At 64.1% G+C, this 17,719-nt stretch carries 19 protein-coding genes; 16 read left to right on the top strand and 3 right to left on the bottom strand.

Annotated features, from left to right (window positions below; translation table 11 throughout):
• The first annotated feature begins 152 nt into the window (after positions 1-152).
• The 14 genes from glyA to AC3CCE_RS31545 all read left to right on the top strand — a co-directional run bounded on the left by glyA (position 153) and on the right by AC3CCE_RS31545 (position 13,644).
• Positions 153-1,466, top strand: a complete 1,314-nt coding sequence (gene glyA, locus AC3CCE_RS31480) for a serine hydroxymethyltransferase (RefSeq protein ID WP_352511375.1) — start codon at positions 153-155, stop codon at positions 1,464-1,466.
• An 80-nt stretch (positions 1,467-1,546) separates the two neighbouring features.
• Positions 1,547-2,131 (top strand): hypothetical protein, encoded by a 585-nt coding sequence (locus AC3CCE_RS31485; protein WP_023819340.1) that lies wholly within the window; start codon positions 1,547-1,549, stop codon positions 2,129-2,131.
• A gap of 132 nt (positions 2,132-2,263) precedes the next feature.
• Positions 2,264-2,758 (top strand): transcriptional regulator NrdR, encoded by a 495-nt coding sequence (nrdR, locus tag AC3CCE_RS31490; RefSeq protein WP_352625368.1) that lies wholly within the window; start codon positions 2,264-2,266, stop codon positions 2,756-2,758.
• 2 nt (positions 2,759-2,760) lie between these two features.
• The gene (gene ribD, locus AC3CCE_RS31495; protein ID WP_352511373.1) at positions 2,761-3,891 is read left to right on the top strand and encodes a bifunctional diaminohydroxyphosphoribosylaminopyrimidine deaminase/5-amino-6-(5-phosphoribosylamino)uracil reductase RibD; all 1,131 of its coding nucleotides are present in this window, start codon (positions 2,761-2,763) and stop codon (positions 3,889-3,891) included.
• Position 3,892: 1 nt separating this feature from the next.
• Positions 3,893-4,510 carry a riboflavin synthase gene (locus AC3CCE_RS31500; RefSeq protein ID WP_023708666.1) on the top strand — a complete coding sequence of 206 codons (618 nt, stop codon included), beginning with the start codon at positions 3,893-3,895 and terminating at the stop codon, positions 4,508-4,510.
• Entirely contained in the window at positions 4,510-4,689 is a 180-nt protein-coding gene (locus AC3CCE_RS31505) for a hypothetical protein (RefSeq protein WP_352511371.1), read from the top strand. Before AC3CCE_RS31500 ends, AC3CCE_RS31505 begins: the two co-directional genes overlap by 1 nt.
• Positions 4,690-4,767: 78 nt before the next feature.
• Positions 4,768-5,262, top strand: coding sequence for a 6,7-dimethyl-8-ribityllumazine synthase (gene ribH / locus AC3CCE_RS31510; RefSeq protein ID WP_023669354.1), 495 nt, complete (start codon positions 4,768-4,770; stop codon positions 5,260-5,262).
• Positions 5,259-5,759 carry a transcription antitermination factor NusB gene (gene nusB / locus AC3CCE_RS31515; RefSeq protein ID WP_023669355.1) on the top strand — a complete coding sequence of 167 codons (501 nt, stop codon included), beginning with the start codon at positions 5,259-5,261 and terminating at the stop codon, positions 5,757-5,759. The genes ribH and nusB overlap by 4 nt, the downstream gene beginning before the upstream one ends.
• On the top strand, positions 5,756-6,973 hold the full coding sequence (locus AC3CCE_RS31520; protein WP_023705069.1) for an MFS transporter: 1,218 nt from the start codon (positions 5,756-5,758) through the stop codon (positions 6,971-6,973). Before nusB ends, AC3CCE_RS31520 begins: the two co-directional genes overlap by 4 nt.
• A gap of 178 nt (positions 6,974-7,151) precedes the next feature.
• Positions 7,152-8,063, top strand: a complete 912-nt coding sequence (gene osmF, locus AC3CCE_RS31525) for a glycine betaine ABC transporter substrate-binding protein OsmF (protein WP_023689505.1) — start codon at positions 7,152-7,154, stop codon at positions 8,061-8,063.
• Between the two features lie 316 nt (positions 8,064-8,379).
• Positions 8,380-9,543, top strand: a complete 1,164-nt coding sequence (locus AC3CCE_RS31530) for an ABC transporter permease (protein WP_352625364.1) — start codon at positions 8,380-8,382, stop codon at positions 9,541-9,543.
• The gene (locus AC3CCE_RS31535; RefSeq protein ID WP_023819344.1) at positions 9,540-10,478 is read left to right on the top strand and encodes an ABC transporter ATP-binding protein; all 939 of its coding nucleotides are present in this window, start codon (positions 9,540-9,542) and stop codon (positions 10,476-10,478) included. The genes AC3CCE_RS31530 and AC3CCE_RS31535 overlap by 4 nt, the downstream gene beginning before the upstream one ends.
• The gene (locus AC3CCE_RS31540; protein WP_031196635.1) at positions 10,475-11,242 is read left to right on the top strand and encodes an ABC transporter permease; all 768 of its coding nucleotides are present in this window, start codon (positions 10,475-10,477) and stop codon (positions 11,240-11,242) included. Before AC3CCE_RS31535 ends, AC3CCE_RS31540 begins: the two co-directional genes overlap by 4 nt.
• Positions 11,243-11,502: 260 nt before the next feature.
• Complete coding sequence (locus AC3CCE_RS31545; protein ID WP_352625361.1) at positions 11,503-13,644, top strand: sodium-translocating pyrophosphatase; 2,142 nt, start codon at positions 11,503-11,505, stop codon at positions 13,642-13,644.
• A 76-nt stretch (positions 13,645-13,720) separates the two neighbouring features.
• Here the strand turns inward: AC3CCE_RS31545 and AC3CCE_RS31550 are convergent, their stop codons facing one another.
• Entirely contained in the window at positions 13,721-14,719 is a 999-nt protein-coding gene (locus AC3CCE_RS31550) for a glycosyltransferase family 2 protein (RefSeq protein WP_352625360.1), read from the bottom strand.
• Between the two features lies 1 nt (position 14,720).
• Positions 14,721-15,266 (bottom strand): dTDP-4-dehydrorhamnose 3,5-epimerase family protein, encoded by a 546-nt coding sequence (locus AC3CCE_RS31555; RefSeq protein WP_245259899.1) that lies wholly within the window; start codon positions 15,264-15,266, stop codon positions 14,721-14,723.
• A gap of 301 nt (positions 15,267-15,567) precedes the next feature.
• On the opposite strand from AC3CCE_RS31555, the gene AC3CCE_RS31560 reads away from it, so the two are divergent.
• Both AC3CCE_RS31560 and AC3CCE_RS31565 read left to right on the top strand, forming a co-directional pair.
• On the top strand, positions 15,568-16,029 hold the full coding sequence (locus tag AC3CCE_RS31560) for a hypothetical protein (protein WP_352625359.1): 462 nt from the start codon (positions 15,568-15,570) through the stop codon (positions 16,027-16,029).
• Positions 16,030-16,104: 75 nt separating this feature from the next.
• Positions 16,105-16,662 carry a hypothetical protein gene (locus AC3CCE_RS31565; protein ID WP_352625357.1) on the top strand — a complete coding sequence of 186 codons (558 nt, stop codon included), beginning with the start codon at positions 16,105-16,107 and terminating at the stop codon, positions 16,660-16,662.
• Positions 16,663-16,705: 43 nt separating this feature from the next.
• Here AC3CCE_RS31565 and AC3CCE_RS31570 read toward each other — a convergent pair whose 3' ends face one another.
• Entirely contained in the window at positions 16,706-17,620 is a 915-nt protein-coding gene (locus AC3CCE_RS31570) for a LysR substrate-binding domain-containing protein (RefSeq protein WP_023700544.1), read from the bottom strand.
• Positions 17,621-17,719 lie beyond the last annotated feature (99 nt).

Consider the following 17,719-nt stretch of genomic DNA (forward strand, 5'->3'; position numbering starts at 1 on the left):
CGCAATCCGGCCAGCAAATTTCGCGCTGCAAACGTGGCGAGGCGAAAACAACTGTGTTAATGGCGCGGCAATGCATGTCGCCCGGAACCGTGCAGCGGTTTCGGGGCAACGATATGCATAGATAAATGCCCCGAACCGAAGGATTTCAGGCCATGGCAACTGCAGCGGCAGCGTCGAACAAATTCGAATCCTTCTTCGAAACCACGCTGGAAGATGCCGATCCGGAGATCTTCGGCTCGATCCGCAACGAGCTTGGCCGCCAGCGTCACGAGATCGAGCTGATCGCCTCGGAAAACATCGTTTCGCGCGCCGTGCTCGAGGCGCAGGGCTCGATCATGACCAACAAATACGCCGAGGGTTATCCGGGCAAGCGCTATTATGGCGGCTGCCAGTTCGTCGACGTCGCCGAGGAACTCGCTATCGAGCGCGCCAAAAAGCTGTTCGGCTGCAACTTCGCCAATGTCCAGCCGAATTCCGGCAGCCAGATGAACCAGGCGGTCTTCCTGGCGCTCTTGCAGCCCGGCGACACCTTCATGGGCCTCGACCTGAATTCCGGCGGCCACCTGACGCACGGCTCGCCCGTCAACATGAGCGGCAAATGGTTCAAGGTCATTTCCTACGGCGTGCGCAAGGACGACCATCTGCTCGACATGGACGCGATCGAAAAGACCGCGCATGAGACCAAGCCGAAGCTGATCCTGGCCGGCGGCACCGCCTATTCGCGCATCTGGGACTGGAAGCGCTTTCGCGAGATCGCCGATGCGGTCGGCGCCTATCTGATGGTCGACATGGCCCATATCGCCGGCCTGGTTGCCGGCGGCGTGCATCCGTCACCGCTGCCGCACGCCCATGTGGTCACCACAACCACGCACAAGTCGCTGCGCGGCCCGCGCGGCGGCATGATCCTGTGCAATGACGAGGACATCGCCAAGAAGATGAACTCGGCGGTTTTCCCCGGCCTGCAGGGCGGGCCGCTGATGCATGTCATCGCCGCCAAGGCGGTCGCCTTTGGCGAGGCGCTGAAGCCGAGTTTCAAACTCTATGCCGAGAGCGTCGCCGCCAACGCCAAGGCGCTGGCGTCGAGCCTCAAGGAAACCGGCCTCGACATCGTCTCCGGCGGCACCGACAATCATCTGATGCTGGTCGATCTCAGGCCCAAGAACGCCACCGGCAAGCGCGCCGAGGCAGCGCTCGGCCGCGCCAACATCACCTGCAACAAGAACGGCATCCCGTTCGATCCGGAAAAGCCTTTCGTCACCTCTGGCGTGCGTCTGGGCACGCCGGCCGGCACCACGCGCGGCTTCGGCCATGCCGAGTTCCGCGAGATCGGCAAGCTGATCGCCGAAGTGCTGGACGGGCTGAAGGTCGCCAATTCCGACGAAGGCAATGCGGCGGTCGAGGCGGCGGTGAAGGCCAAGGTCGTGGCGCTGACCGATCGTTTCCCGCTCTATCCCTATCTCGGTTGACCGCCAGCGGCGCTTCGTCTTTTATCCCGCGCTCTGCGCCGGTTGCTGTTCGGGCGGCGCGGCCTGTTGGAGATCTGACGATGCGCATGTTCCATCCTGCCGTTCTGGCCTTTCTCGGCTCGCTTGCCGCTGTCGCCGTGTCGGGCGCGATCGCCCAGGAGCAGACGCAGCCGGGCACGGATATCCCGGGCACCAACACCTTTCGCAGGTGGACCACCATCATTGATGCGCTCGACACCGGCCAGGATTCGCACAAGACCTGTGCGGCCTCCACGGCCTTTCTCGACGGCAACGGCAATGCCGGCACGCTGACGCTTTCGATCTCGACTGGCGACGCCCTGCCGCCCGATGCCTATCCGGCGATCATGTTCACGATCGCCAACAAGGACCTGCCGACCGGCAAGAAGATCGCCGCGACCTTTGGCGACCCCGGCGTCAAGGTTTCCGCGACCGTCTATTCCAATGATGCCGGCCGCCCGAGCTGGACCGTCGACAACCAGGTCAAGACCAGTCTCGCTTTGTTGCGGGCCATGCGCCAGGTCATCTCGCTCGATGTGACGTTCGGCAAGCAGGCTGTCGCCAGCATCCCGATGGATGGCTTCACCAAGGCCTACCGCAACCTCGGAACGTCCTGCGGCTTCCCGACCAAGGACGTCGCCCCCTGACATATCTGGCGCGGCTGGCAATTTTCCTCCCGCCTCGCTATCTCTGAGGGCGCGAGCGGCCGTTGCCGAACCTTTGCCGTCCCGGCAAAAACCTCTAAGCCTATCGTTCCGCCAGCAACCTGAAGGCTCTCCATGCGCTGTCCCTATTGCCAGTCCAAAGATACGCAGGTGAAGGATTCGCGCCCCGCCGAGGATGGCGCCGCGATCCGCCGGCGGCGCGTCTGTCCCGATTGCGGTGGCCGTTTCACCACTTTCGAGCGCGTCCAGTTGCGCGACCTCGTGGTGGTGAAGAAGTCCGGCAGAAAGGTGCCGTTCGACCGCGACAAGCTCTTGCGTTCGGTGGAGATCGCGGTGCGCAAGCGCAATGTCGATCCCGAGCGCATCGACCGCGCCGTCACCGGCATCGTGCGCCAGCTCGAAAGCTCCGGCGAGACTGAAATCGCCTCGGGCGAGGTCGGCCGGCTCGTCATGGAAGCGCTGAAGTCGCTCGACGACGTCGCCTATGTCCGCTTCGCCTCTGTCTATCGCAATTTCCGTGAGGCCAAGGATTTCCACGATGTGCTGGGTGAGCTCAAAGGCGACGAGCTCAAGGGCGACGAGCTGAAGAGCGAAGAGGACGCCGGCTGAGCATGGCAACCCAAACGTCAGGGAAGGCCGATCAGCAGGCTCTCGATCGCGGTTTCATGGCGGCAGCGCTGAGGCTCTCGCGCAGAAATGCCGGCCGCACCTCGACCAACCCTTCGGTCGGCACCATCATCGTTCGCGACGATGGCCCCGGCCCGATGATCGTCGGCACAGGGGTCACCGCCGTTGGCGGCCGGCCGCATGCCGAGACCGAGGCGCTGACTGAAGCCGGCGAGTTGGCGCGCGGCGCCACGGCCTATGTCACGCTGGAGCCCTGCGCCCACCATGGCCGCACCCCGCCTTGCGCCAACGCGCTGGTCAATGCCGGAGTGGCGCGGGTGGTGGGCGCCGCCAGCGATCCCGATCCGCGCGTCTCCGGCAAAGGCTATGCCATCCTGCGCGCCGCCGGCATCGAAGTGGTCGAAAAGGTGCTGGCCGAGGAAGCCGCCGAGCAGATGGCCGGCTATTTGATTCGGTCCCTGAAAAAGCGCCCGGAAGTGATTCTGAAGCTTGCGCTTTCCAGCGACGGCAAGATCGGCAGGCATGGCGCCGGCCAGGTCGCGATCACCGGCGATATCGCCCGCCGCGAAGTCTATCTGATGCGCGCCGAAGCCGATGGCATACTGGTCGGCATCGGCACGGCGCTGGAGGATGATCCCGCGCTCACCGTGCGGCTGCCGGGGCTGGAGAACCGCTCGCCGGCGCGCATCGTGCTCGACCGCCAGATCAGGCTGCCGGAAGCCTCGAAGCTGGTCTCCGGCACCGACCGGGTGCCGCTCTATGTCGCCGCGAGCCTGGAGGCTGATCCGCTACGGCGGTCGGTGCTGGAGCGTGCCGGCGTGCGCTTCATCGGCACCGAAACCCATGAAGGCGGCGTGGCCTTGCCGGAACTGCTCGAGGATCTCGGCGCGCTCGGCATGGCCAGCGTTCTGGTCGAAGGCGGCGCCAAGGTGGCCAGCGCCTTCCTCGCCGAAGGACTGATCGACCGCATCGTGCTGTTCCAGGGACCGGAAGCGATCGGCGAGGGCGGCATTGCATCGCCCATCGACGCCAACCATATCCCGGCAGGCTTCCGCAAATTGCGCGAGATGCGCTTCGGGGAAGACAGCTATGCCGAATGGGTGAGAGATATCTGAAATGTTCACTGGAATTGTCACCGATATCGGCACCGTCGCGGCCGTCAAGCCGCTGAGCGAAGGCGTCGGCCTGCGCATCGACACCGCCTATGACCCCGCGACGATCGCCATCGGTGCCTCGATCTCCTGCGGCGGCGTCTGCCTGACGGTGACGGCGCTGCCAGATGGCGGCTCGAACGCCCGCTGGTTCGAGGTCGAAGCCTGGGAAGAGGCACTGAGGCTGACCACGGCGTCGGGCTGGAAATCAGGCACCAAGGTCAATCTCGAGCGGGCACTGAAGATCGGCGACGAACTCGGCGGCCACATCGTGTCGGGTCATGTCGATGGCATGGCCGAAATCGCCGAGCGCAAGGATGAAGGCGATGCCGTTCGCTTCACGCTGGAGGCGCCGCGCGAACTGGCGAAATTCATCGCGCCCAAAGGGTCCGTCGCACTCGACGGCACCTCACTCACCGTCAACAAGGTCGAAGGCGCCCGTTTCGACGTGCTTTTGATCCATCATTCGCTGACCGTGACCACCTGGGGCGAGCGCAAGGTCGGCGACAAGGTCAACCTCGAGATCGACACCATGGCCCGCTACGCCGCGCGGCTGGTCGAGGCCGCGAAGGAAGGTTTGTGATGACAAGAGACGAAATTCACTTCGGGCAGCGGGAAGAGCTCCACACTGAGGACGCGCTCGGCCTCAGTTTGTCGGTCAACGATCGCAAGGTTTTCCCTGAAGCTCTGATCAATGCTCAGCCCATAAACGATCGTCTTCGCGATACAGTGCGTCGGTATCGCGAGGCTACCGGTATCTGACGGCCTCACCTCCAGCAATCTTCCGCTTGCGATCAAACCGGCTTCGGCCTAAGTCACCGGCTACCCCCGGAGACATTCATGGCAGGCACATCCCAACACGGCAAAGCGTTCATTCGCCCGAAGAAGAAGGCCCACCTTCTGATCATCGAGGCGCGCTTTCATGACGATCTTGCCGACGCGCTGCTCGACGGCGCGACGAGCGCGCTCGACGAAGCCGGCGCGACCTATGACGTCATCACCGTTCCCGGTTCGCTGGAAATTCCAGCAGTGATCACTTTTGCGCTCGACGGCATGGGCGAGGGCGGCAAGGACTATGATGGTTTTGTCGCGCTCGGCACCATCATTCGTGGCGACACTTATCATTTCGACATCGTCGCCAATGAATCGAGCCGCGCGCTGATGGATCTCTCGGTGCAGGAAGCGATTGCGATCGGCAACGGCATCCTGACCACCGAGAACGACGCGCAGGCCTGGACGCGCGCCAAGCGCTCGGAGGGCGACAAGGGCGGCTTTGCCGCGCGCGCGGCGCTGACCATGATCGCGCTCAAGGAGAAGCTGGGAGCGCAATCGTGAGCGAACCCGCTTCGCCCGGCCAGCCCGCGACACGCCATGCCAATAAGCGTGGCGCCGCCCGTCTGGCCGCCGTGCAGGCGCTTTACCAGATGGACGTGGCCGGCAGCGGCGTCTTCGAGATCACCGCCGAATACGAGGCGTTCCGGCTCGGCAAGGAAGTCGACGGCGCGCTTTATCGGGAGGCCGACGCGCAGTGGTTCCGCGCCATCCTGGCCGGCGTCGTCGAGAACCAGACGACCATCGATCCGATCATACGCCAGGCGCTGACGGAAGACTGGCCGCTGTCCAGACTCGATTCGACGTTGCGCGCCATCCTGCGCGCTGGCGTCTACGAACTGATGAAGCGCGACGACGTGCCGGTGGCCGTCATCGTTTCGGAATATGTCGACATCGCCAAGGCCTTCTACGAGGAAGACGAGCCGAAGCTGACCAACGCCGTGCTCGACCGTGTGTCGCGCCGGGTGCGGGGCGAGGGGCGCGGCAAGGACGCATTGTGACCGGCACCGTCCCCGGCGCAGCAAGGGAAGCGCGCCGCACGGCGATCATCCTGGCGACGTCGCAGGCGATTATCGGTTCGGCCGCGCCGATTGCCATTTCCATGGGCGGGCTGGCCGGGCAATATCTGCTTGGCCCCGATAAGTCGCTGGCAACGGCGCCAATCACCGGCTTCAACATCGGCGTGGCGCTCGGCGCGTTGCCGGCCGCGGCCATCATCCGCTGGCTCGGCCAGCGCGGCGGCTTCATGACCGGCACCATCGTGACCGCGCTTGGCGGCGTCATCTCCACGCTGGCACTGTTCCACGCCAGCTTCTGGCTGTTCGCTTTCGCGCTGCTGGTGATCGGCGTCGGCGGCGCCTTCGTCCAGCAGTTCCGCTTCGCCGCCGCCGATAATGCTCCGCCCGAATTCAAGGCGCGCGCCATTTCCTTCGTGCTGGCCGGCGGCGTCATCACCGCGATCCTCGGGCCGCAGATCGTCATCTTCACCCGCGAATTGCTGGCGCCGGTGATGTTTGCCGGCTCGTTCGTGGCCATTCCGGTTCTGGCGGCGGCCGGCGCCATCATCCTGTCATTCCTGCGCATCCCGGCCAAGGCTCCCGGCCACGCGGAAGTCGCGTCAAGCGACGCGCGGCCGCTGTCCGAGATCGTCACCCGGCCGCGTTTCGTCGCGGCACTGTTTTGCGCCGTCGGCAGCTATGCGCTGATGAGTTTCGTCATGACCGGCGCGCCGCTGGCCATGGTCGGCTGCGGCCTGTCGACGGACGACGCCACGCTCGGCATTTCCTGGCATGTGATGGCGATGTTTGCGCCGAGCTTCTTCACCGGATCGCTGATCCATCGCTTCGGCGCCGAACGCATCGTCGCAACCGGCCTGGTCCTGCTCATCGGCTGCGCCGCGGTGGCATTGTCCGGCCTGCATCTATGGCAGTTCTGGACGGCGCTGATCCTGCTTGGCCTCGGCTGGAATTTTGCCTTCATCGGCGCCACCTCCATGGTCGCCGACAGCTACCATCCGTCCGAAAAGAGCAAGGTGCAGGGCTTCCACGACTTCGTCCTGTTCGGCTCCGTCGCCTTCGCCTCGCTAATGTCGGGCGCCATCTACAATGCGTGGGGCTGGGAGATGCTGAACTGGCTGGTTTTCCCGGTCGTCGCCCTCTGCTTCGTCGCCCTTGGCGCGCTCAAACTGACCGGATCACGCAAAGCCCGCGCCTGATCCGGTTCTATCTTTGGCTTGGCACGACCTGTCAGCATGGCGTCGGCCGAAATCGCGGCGACCGCACAAAATTATTGCGTCTGTACCCATTGTTATGAAACCGTGTGCCCCGACGGGGCGTTGGAGCCATGCTCATATGCGGCCACCGCATTTCGGTCCAAAGCAAGGGGTTTTCACAATGTTTTCAGTCAAGATTCTGGCCGGGGCGGCGTTGGCGCTCGGCATCACGGCCGCCTCCGCCAATGCCCAGGTGGTCGTCTCCTCGAAGATCGACACCGAGGGCGGCGTGCTCGGCAACATCATCCAGCTTGTGCTCAACGCCAACAACATCAAGACCACCGACCGCATCCAGCTCGGCGGCACGCCGGTCGTACGCAAGGCGATCACTGCCGGCGAGATCGACATCTATCCCGAGTACACCGGCAATGCCGCTTTCTTCTTCGAGAAGGCCGACGATCCGGTCTGGAAGGATGCCGCCAAGGCCTATGAGACCGCCAAGAAGCTCGACTATGATGCCAACAAGATCGTCTGGCTGTCGCCGTCACCGGCCAACAACACCTGGGCGATCGCGCTGCGCAAGGAGGTTGCCGAGACCAACAAGCTGGCGACCCTGACCGACTTCGGCAAATACGTCGCCGGCGGCGGCACGGTGGTTTTGGCGGCGTCGGCTGAGTTCGTCAATTCGGCGGCAGCCCTGCCGGCGTTCCAGACCACTTACGGCTTCACGCTGAAGCCCGAGCAGTTGATCACGCTTTCGGGCGGCGACACCGCCGCGACAATAGGTGCTGCCGCCAACCAGACCAACGGCGCCAACGCCGCCATGGTCTACGGCACCGACGGCGGCATCGCGCCGTCCGGCCTGGTCGTGCTCGCCGACGACAAGGGCGTGCAGCCGGTCTACCAGCCGGCGCCGATCATCCGCGAAGCGGTGCTGAAAGAGCATCCGGAGATCGAGACGCTGTTGAAGCCGGTGTTCGCCAAGCTCGACCTCGTCACGCTGCAGGAACTCAACGGCCGCGTCCAGGTCGGAGGCGAGCCGGTCAAGGGCGTTGCCGAGGACTTTTTGAAGAAGAACGGGTTTTTGAAGTAGTCAGCGCATAGCTGATCGTGACGCTGGTGCGAGACACCCCTCTCTGGAAGCTGCTGATCTCCCCCCTTGCGGGGGAGATGTCCGGCAGGACAGAGGGGGGTGCTGTCCCGCCGACCTCACAACCGGTAGCAGGTGCGTGCCTCGACAGGGTTGCTTCTGAACAGGCCGACGCTCGAAAGCTGGCGATCCTTCACACCCCCCTCTGGCCTGCCGGCCATCTCCCCCGCAAAGGGGGAGATCGGATTTCGCGTCGGCTTTCGCCGATCACCAGCGTAGTCTGCGCAACGTGGAAAATCGCTCCTCATGAGGGGCATCCATGACCCTGCGTTTCGACAAGCTCGGCATGGTTATCGCGGCGATCGTTGCCAATGCGGCGTTTCTGGCCCCGTTCGCCACCTTCCGCGCCAATCGTATCGTCCCCGGTCAGGCGCGCTCGATGCTGGAGGCGTTGCCCGCAACGATCGGGCCGCTGCTGCTGGCAGTCGTCGTCGTGGCCGCAATTGTTGCCTTGCTGAAGACCCCGCTTGTCCTGCGCCTGGCCGCAAGCGTCGTAGCGCTCGCCGCCCTTGCCATCCTGATCGGTGTCGCCGGCACCTTCCTGACGCCGGCCGGCAACACCTTCGCCCGCATCTCGCCGGCTTCCGGGTTCTGGCTGTTGATCTTTGCCTTCACATTGTTGCTCGCCGACGTGCTGACCAGGCTCAACCTGTCGCCACCTGCCCGCATCGGCGTGCTCGTCCTCGCGGCGCTGGCCATCGGCTCGTTGCTGATATCGGGGCAGTGGGACAGCCTGTCGCTCCTCAAGGAATATGCAAACCGCGCCGATAGTTTCTGGGCCGAAGGCTCCAAGCACATCACACTGGCGCTGGGTTCGCTGGCGGCGGCGGTGATCGTCGGCCTGCCGCTCGGCATCCTGTGCCACCGCGTCGAACGGTTGCGGGCCGGCGTGCTCAATGTGCTCAACATCGTCCAGACCATACCCTCGATCGCGCTGTTCGGCCTGCTGATCGCGCCGCTAGGCTGGGTCGCCGCGCATGTTCCGGGTGCCGCAGCGCTCGGTATCAGAGGCATCGGCACCGCGCCCGCCTTCGTGGCTTTGTTCCTCTATTCGCTGCTGCCGGTGGTGGCCAACACCGTGGTCGGGCTTGCCGGCGTACCCCGCGCGGCCAATGATGCAGCGCGCGGCATGGGCATGACCGATGGCCAGCGCCTGTTCGGCGTCGAGTTTCCGCTGGCCTTTCCGGTGATCCTCACCGGCATCCGCATCGTGCTGGTGCAGAACATCGGCCTGGCCACCATCGCCGCACTGATCGGCGGCGGCGGCTTTGGCGTCTTCGTCTTCCAGGGCGTCGGCCAGACCGCAATGGACCTGGTGCTGCTCGGCGCCGTGCCGACGGTAGCGCTGGCCTTCGCCGCGGCCATCATCCTCGACGCAGTGATCGAAATGACCGCCACCAGGCGCAGGGTTGAAACGGCATGATCGAGATCGAAGGCATTACCAAGCGCTATGACGCGACGACCGTGGTCAACGACGTGTCCATGGTCGTCGAGCCGCGTACGGTTTGCGTCATTGTCGGTACCTCCGGTTCCGGCAAGACGACGCTGCTGCGAATGATCAACCGGCTGGTCGAGCCGACCGCCGGCGTCATCAAGCTCGACGGCAACGACAACCGCACGCTGCCCGGCTACGAGCTGCGCCGCAGCATCGGCTACGCTATCCAGGGCCACGGCCTGTTCCCGCACCGCACCGTTGCGCAGAACATCGCCACCGTGCCGGTCCTGCTGGGCTGGGACAAGGACCGCATCAAGGCCCGCGTCGATGAGTTGATGACACTCTACCAGCTCGACCCCGAGGCCTATGGCCCGCGCTACCCGCACGAACTGTCCGGCGGGCAACAGCAGCGTGTCGGCGTCGCCCGCGCGCTCGCCGCCGAGCCCAATGTGCTTCTGATGGACGAACCGTTCGGCGCACTCGACCCGATCATCCGCACCAAGGCGCAGGAGGACCTGCTGGCAATCCAGAAGCGCTTCGGCACCACCATCATCCTCGTTACCCACGACATGGAGGAGGCGGTCCACATGGGCGACAAGATCGCCGTCATGGATGCCGGAAAGCTGGTGCAATACGCCAAGCCGGAAGAGATCCTGGCGCGGCCGGCGAACGCCTTCGTCGAAACCCTGGTCGGCGCCAGCGAAAAGCCGTTCCGGCTCTTGTCGCTCGGCCGCGTGCGCGACGCCGTGGAAAAGGGGACTGCCGAAGGCGAGGCGATCCCAGGCGACGCCAGCCAGCGCGACGCGCTGGCCGAGCTTCTGTGGTCGGGCCGGCCGGCGCTGCCGGTCAAGGGCGAAGACGGCAAGCTGCTCGGCCGCGTCACCGTCGACGGGCTGGTGAAGCGCGCGGCGAGGCCGGCATGAAAGGGGCCGGTCTAAAAGCCTGGCTGCCTTCGCTGCTCAGGCTTGCCCTGGTGGTGCTTCTCATAGCCTTCGTCACCAACCCCGGCTGGTTCGAGCCGCTGTTGAAGCCGCTGACCGAAAACAATGCGCCGGCGATCTACAATCAGGGCAGCCTGCTGACGCTGACCCTGCTGCATCTCAGGACCGTGCTGATCGCTACCGTCGCCGCTGCCATCGTTGCCGTGGCGCTTGCCATCCTGGTGACCAGGCCGGCGGGCGCCGAATTCCTGCCGCTGTCGCGCAGTCTGGTCAATATCGGCCAGACCTTTCCGCCGGTGGCGGTGCTGGCGCTGGCGGTGCCCGCCGTCGGTTTCGGCGAGAAGCCGACGCTGATTGCGCTGTTCCTCTACGGCCTGCTGCCGATCTTCGAGAACGCGCTGACCGGCCTCACAACGCTGCCGGGCAACATCATGGAGGCCGCGCGCGGCGCCGGCATGACGGGCTGGCAAAGACTGGTCAAGGTCGAATTGCCGCTGAGCGCCGCGATCATTCTGGGCGGAATAAGGCTGTCGGTGGTGATCAGCCTGGCCACGGCGACGATCGGCTCGACGGTTGCCGCCAAGACGCTGGGCGAGGTGATCATCGCCGGCCTGCTATCCAACAATCTCGCCTTCGTCCTGCAAGGCGGCCTGATCGTCGCGGCGCTGGCGGTGCTGATCTATGACGGACTGTCCGCCATCGAGCGCTACACCGCGCGCAAGATGGGGCAGGAGACTGGCGACTGACCTTCGCTGGACTGCGGGCAAAGCATTGACTGACGCGGCGTCATTTCAATCGATCTAATAGCAGGGCATCGGCAATGGGAATGTTGTGGCCTAAACCTTTTGGCTGAAAGCGGGGCAAAAACCGAACAATATCTTGACGTTCCGAGCCCTGTTTCGCATACACCGCTGCGAAGGACGGATTCCGCCTAGGCTTATCCGCTCCCCGCACCAACGGCCCAGGGAGGGGTTCTTTTGGGCCATCAATCGAGGAAAATTCGGCAATGACCATCATTTCTGCCGTCATCGCCTGCGGCTTGCTTTCAATTCTTTACGCCATCTGGGCGACACGATCGGTTCTTGCAGCCGATCAGGGCAATGCACGCATGCAGGAAATCTCCGCCGCCATCCGCGAAGGCGCGCAGGCCTATCTGGCGCGCCAGTACACCACCATCGCCATCGTCGGCGTGGTCGTGCTGGTGCTCGCCTGGTGGCTGCTTTCGATCACCGCCGCGGTCGGCTTCCTGATCGGCGCCGTGCTTTCGGGCGCCGCCGGTTTCATCGGCATGCACGTCTCGGTGCGCGCCAATGTGCGCACCGCGCAGGCGGCGTCCAACAGCCTCGCCGCCGGTCTCGACATCGCCTTCAAGTCGGGCGCCATCACCGGTATGCTGGTGGCTGGCCTGGCGCTGCTCGGCGTGTCGATTTACTACTATATTCTGACCGGCCCGATGGGCCTGCAGCCCAATGACCGCATCGTCATCGATGCGCTGGTTTCGCTCGGCTTCGGCGCTTCGCTGATCTCGATCTTCGCCCGTCTGGGCGGCGGCATCTTCACCAAGGGCGCCGACGTCGGCGGCGATCTCGTGGGCAAGGTCGAAGCCGGTATTCCCGAAGACGATCCGCGCAACCCGGCCACCATCGCCGACAATGTCGGCGATAATGTCGGCGACTGCGCCGGCATGGCCGCCGACCTCTTCGAAACCTATGCGGTGACCGTCGTTGCCACCATGGTTCTGGCCGCCATCTTCTTCGGCGGCACCGCGGCTCTGGGTGCGGCGATGCTCTACCCGCTCGCTATCTGCGGTGCCTGCATCCTGACCTCGATCGTCGGCACCTTCTTCGTCAAGCTCGGTTCCAACGGCTCGATCATGGGCGCCCTCTACAAAGGCCTGATCGTCACCGGCCTGCTGTCGATCGTCGGTCTCGGCGTCGCCACCTCGGCAACTGTCGGCTGGGGCGAGGTCGGCGCCGTCGCCGGCATGACCATCATCGGCAAGAACCTGTTCATCTGCGGCCTGATCGGTCTCGTTGTGACCGGTCTCATCGTGGTGATCACCGAATACTATACCGGCACCAACAAGCGCCCGGTGAACTCCATCGCCCAGGCCTCGGTGACCGGTCACGGCACCAACGTCATCCAGGGACTTGCGGTGTCGCTCGAATCGACCGCACTGCCGGCAATCGTCATCGTCGGCGGCATCATCTCGACCTATCAGCTCGCCGGCCTGTTCGGCACGGCGATCGCGGTCACCACCATGCTCGGCCTGGCCGGCATGATCGTCGCCCTCGACGCCTTCGGCCCGGTCACCGACAATGCCGGCGGCATTGCTGAAATGGCCGGCCTGCCCAAGGAAGTGCGCCACTCCACCGACGCGCTCGACGCGGTCGGCAACACCACCAAGGCGGTGACCAAGGGCTATGCCATCGGTTCGGCCGGCCTCGGCGCGCTGGTGCTGTTTGCGGCCTATTCGAACGATTTGAAGTTCTTTGCCGCCAATGGCGACAAATATCCGTACTTCCAGGGCATGGGCGATGTCTCCTTCGACCTCTCCAATCCCTACGTCGTCGCCGGCCTGATCTTCGGCGGTCTGATCCCGTATCTGTTCGGCGGCATCGCCATGACGGCCGTCGGCCGTGCGGCCGGCGCCATCGTCGAGGAAGTGCGCAAGCAGTTCCGCGAGGATCCGGGCATCATGGCCGGCACCTCCAAGCCGAACTATGCGCGCGCCGTCGACCTTCTGACCAAGGCGGCGATCCGCGAAATGATCATCCCCTCGCTGCTGCCGGTGCTGGCGCCGCTCGTCGTCTATTTCGGCGTGCAGCTGATCTCGGGCTCCAAGGCGTCCGCCTTTGCGGCGCTCGGCGCCTCGTTGCTCGGCGTCATCGTCAACGGCCTGTTCGTCGCCATCTCGATGACTTCGGGCGGCGGCGCCTGGGACAATGCCAAGAAGTCGTTCGAGGACGGTTTTGTCGACAAGGACGGCGTCAAGCACCTCAAGGGGTCCGAAGCGCACAAGGCTTCGGTCACCGGCGACACGGTTGGCGATCCCTACAAGGACACCGCCGGCCCGGCGGTCAACCCGGCAATCAAGATCACCAACATCGTGGCGCTTCTGCTGCTGGCCGTGCTCGCGCACGGCTAAGGCAACGCCACTGCTTCAGGAACAAACCCGCGGGAGCGATCCCGCGGTTTTTGTTTGAGATTTACGCTGGTGGCAGTCAACCCTCATCCGGCTCGGTCCCGGCATCGCCGCGCTTGCTGTAGCGATCCAGCAATTCGCTCACGCCAGGTTCGCGCTCAGGCATCGGCGCCAGGCCACGCAGGCGCCGCAGCTTGGCAAGGAAGGCGCCTCGCTTATACTTGCGGCGGAAGGCGCGGGCGCGGGGATGGATGCCAAGAGCCGCCATCAGCCTGCGCCTGAGATAACTCGATGCCGCCAGGCGAATGGGTTCGCCCGCGCAGCCAAGGATTTTCACGCGCAAGGCGTCTGGCGTCTGCATGGCATCCAGAAGATCCTTCTGTTCCTGCGCATTGTCGCCGAGATAGGAACCCTTGCGTATGCCGGAATGCAGCTTGATCACCGTGAGGTGCGGCATCGTCGCGATCACCGCGCCCTTTCGCCATGCCCGAAACAGCCAGTCCTGCGAGCTTTCGCAAAAGCACTGGCTGGCGGGTCGCCAAGGTCCGAGCAGGCTGAACGAAGCGCGGCGAAACATGTGTGCCGAGCCAAATCCTTCCGTCGTGACGGGGTCGTAAAAACCATCCTTGCCGATCCCGAAGATCGAATTGACAGGATTGCCGGCCGCCGACGGCGGCTGGATGACGGCACCGCGCGCCAGCACCACGTCGGCGCCCGAGGCGTCGATCCAGCCGGTCATCGCCGCCAAATGGTCGGGAAACCACAGATCGTCGTGGTTGAGCAAGGCGACGAAGCGGCCACGCGCCCTGGCAAAGCCGATATTGTTGGGACCGGACTGTTCGCCGAAATTGACGGGAAGATCGATGTAGACGATGCGGGCATCGTCAAATTCAGCGACAACGGCCGCCGTATCCGGCCTGCAATCGTCCCCGATGACCAAGGCTTCCCAGTCTTGCAACGTCTGGCGCATGACGCTGGTCAATGCCTGCCGCAGCGCTGCCGGCCGGTTGTGCGTCGCGATCACGATCGAAACCAGCGGTTCGCCGCCGGCCTGATCGCGCTTCGCCGATGCTTCCACGCTACACCAGTCTGTAGGGAATGTGGTCGGTGTCTGGCGGCAGGCGCCAATGGTCGGGCTGATCGTAGGCATAGGCCTTGTCGACGAGATTGAGCAGCACCGCCGTCTCCGCTCCGAGCGAAACAACACCGTGCCATATTCCGGGTGGAATGATGACGACCGCCGGGCGCAACGGGCCGATAATCTTGTGCCAGACGGCGCCGAAGGTCGGCGAGGCCTTGCGTCCGTCAAACAGCGAAATGCGAACGCTGCCGACGCAGCAGAACAGCCGGTCGGTGGTCACCGCGTGTGCATGCCAGCCAGTCACCGCGCCGGCATACAAGGTCCGTTGGAAGACCTGGCCGACCGGCTCCGAATCGAGCTCCCACTCCTCGCGAAAGATCTCGGTCAGATAGCCGGTGGAGGTTGCGACCGGCCTGATCTCCTTGACCCTCACGCCATCGATCGCCACCGGCTCGATGGGTATCCAGTCAGGCGTGACCACCTGGCCGTCAGCCGTTCCGGTCGCCATCCAGCCTGTCGGTTTTGTCCGGGTTTTTTCCGGCACGGATGCTCCTCCCAATTCAGCGTGATGCGCCATTGGCCAGCACGGTCTGATACGAATTTGACCGGTCGCTGGCAAGTACGCGTCAATGTTTGCTGATAGCTTTCGACCTCACGGCACTTGATGTTTCCGACGCAATCGGAGGGCCGCATTGCCCAAAACATCGTTCCATCCTACCCAAGCCCGGACCGTCCGCCTGCTTTAATACCCCGGCCATTGGCCAGGACATTGCAATAGGCGCGGTGTCGGGCTCGCCTCTGCGGCGATTTTGGCCAGGGAAACGACATTCGGACAGGGAAAAGACATGGACATTTTCTTGATGGCGGCTTCGCTTGCGCTGGCTGGAATTATTGCCGGCATCTACGTCTCGGGCGTAATCCACGATTTTCGCATCGATGATCTTACCGCCGGCCAGTACATGGCCATGCATCAGATGCGCGACCGGACGTTTACCCGGGTGATGCCGGTCGTCAGGCTGACGACGCTGGTGCTGATCGCGGCGATGGCGATGTTTGCGGTCGATGCCGGCCTGCCGCGCATCCTGACCATCGTCGCCGCGGCGCTGGTGGTGATCGACATTGGCTTCACCGTCAGCACTCAGGTGCCGCTCAACAAACAGGTGCAGAGCTGGACGCCGGTGACCATCCCCGATGATTGGGCGCAGACCCGCGACAACTGTGCGGCCAACCACAATTTGCGCCTTGTGCTTGGACTGGCCGAATACGCCTGCTTGTTTGCCGCGGTCATCCTGACGCTCAGCCGGTGATTCAGTTTTCGCGGAACGCCGCGGCATGGGTCGGCACTTCTGCCGGCCGCCGCCGTTGAAAACAGGAGTATTGCCATGCTGCACCACGCTTCATTCAACGCCCGCGATCCGCAGGCCGTCGCCAGCGTCCTTGCCGAAATGCTTGTCGCCACCGCGGTTCGTGCGCCGTCGCCGCCATTTCCTGAGGGAGCATGGTTCGTCTGCCTCGGCGACGATTTCGGCTCGCTGATCGAAATCCTGCCGTGCGGCACGGTTCTGGACCAGCAAGCGCCGCTCGGCATCGGCTTCGACCCGAACATGCGCCTGCGCTCCGGCTCGCATGTGCTGCTCAGCACGCCCAATTCGACCGAAACCATCCAGGGCATTGCCGCCCGCATGGGCTGGCATAGCGAGCTGATCGATGCGCGCCTGTTCAAGGTGCTCAAGGTCTGGGTCGAGGACGAAACCCTCGTCGAATTCCTGACGCCCGAGATCGCACAGCTGTACCGCGCGACATTCGCCTGGGGCGGCATGGCGACACTCGACGCCAAGCTGCGCGAGCTGGAGAGCCAGATGGCGGCAGCGCTTGCCGCCAAGGCGGCGAACCAGTCGGGCCGCAAGGATGAGCAAATGGCCGATACGATGAGTCCGTGAGCCCCGACGCCTTCCGATGAGAGCTCCTGGACGGCCGCCGAGGTCAACCGGCGCCGGTGTTGTCGCCGGCTTCCGCCTTCAGCCAGTTGATGAACGATCTGGCAGGCTCCCAGGCGGAGATGGACGGGTGGACGACGACGTAGTGGTTCCAGTTCGTCGGTATGTCCGTGGTTAGGAGGCGCACGAGCCTGCCGGTGCGCAAATCGCTCTCGACCAGCGACTTCCTCGCGATGGCGACGCCCAGACCGCTCGCCGCCGCTTCGACCGCCAACAAGGTGCCATTCAGATTCATGCCGTCGCCAACCGTATCCAGCGGCAGATTGTTTCTCTCGAACCAGTGGCGCCAATTGGCGCCACTCTCGTCATTTTCGGCCGTCGTGTCGAGGATGCGGAACAGTCGCAGCACATCGTGCTGGTCTCTGACCGGGCCGTTGGCGGCGAGATAGTCGGGACTGACGACAGGAAAGATCGCATCTGCCATCAGCCATTCGGTCTCGACGGCCGGATAGTGTCCGCCGCCGAAGCGCAATGCGATGTCGACTGTTCGCTGCGAAAGGTCGACGACTGCAAGATCCGCATTGATGTCGATCTCTGTTTCGGGATGCTTTTTGCGAAACCTGTGCAGGCGCGGGGCCAGCCAGCGTACGGCATGCGAAGGAATGGCAGTGACCCTCAGCCTCGTGCGCTCGTTGCGCGCGACACTCGCGACCGTGCTCTGGATTTCCAGCAGTGCGCGTCGCACGCCCGCGGACAATCGTTCGCCTTCAAGCGTGAGTTCGACGCGGCGGACATGGCGGGTGAACAGAAGCACGCCGAGATCGGCTTCGAGATCGGCGATGCGGTGGCTGAGCGCGCTTGGCGTAACATTCAGCTCATCGCCGGCGCGCTTGAAGCTGCCCAGCCGGGCAATGACCTCGAAAGCACGAATGGATTCCAGTTGTGGAAGCCGTCTTGTCATTTGCCGTTACCCGATCCTGCCCATGGGTTCCTTAGCATGAATGAACAAAGCTCATCCATAGCTTCGTAAATAGTCTTTTGTCCAAGTGCGCAAATCATT

The sequence above is a fragment of the Mesorhizobium sp. P160187 genome (assembly GCF_057766425.1).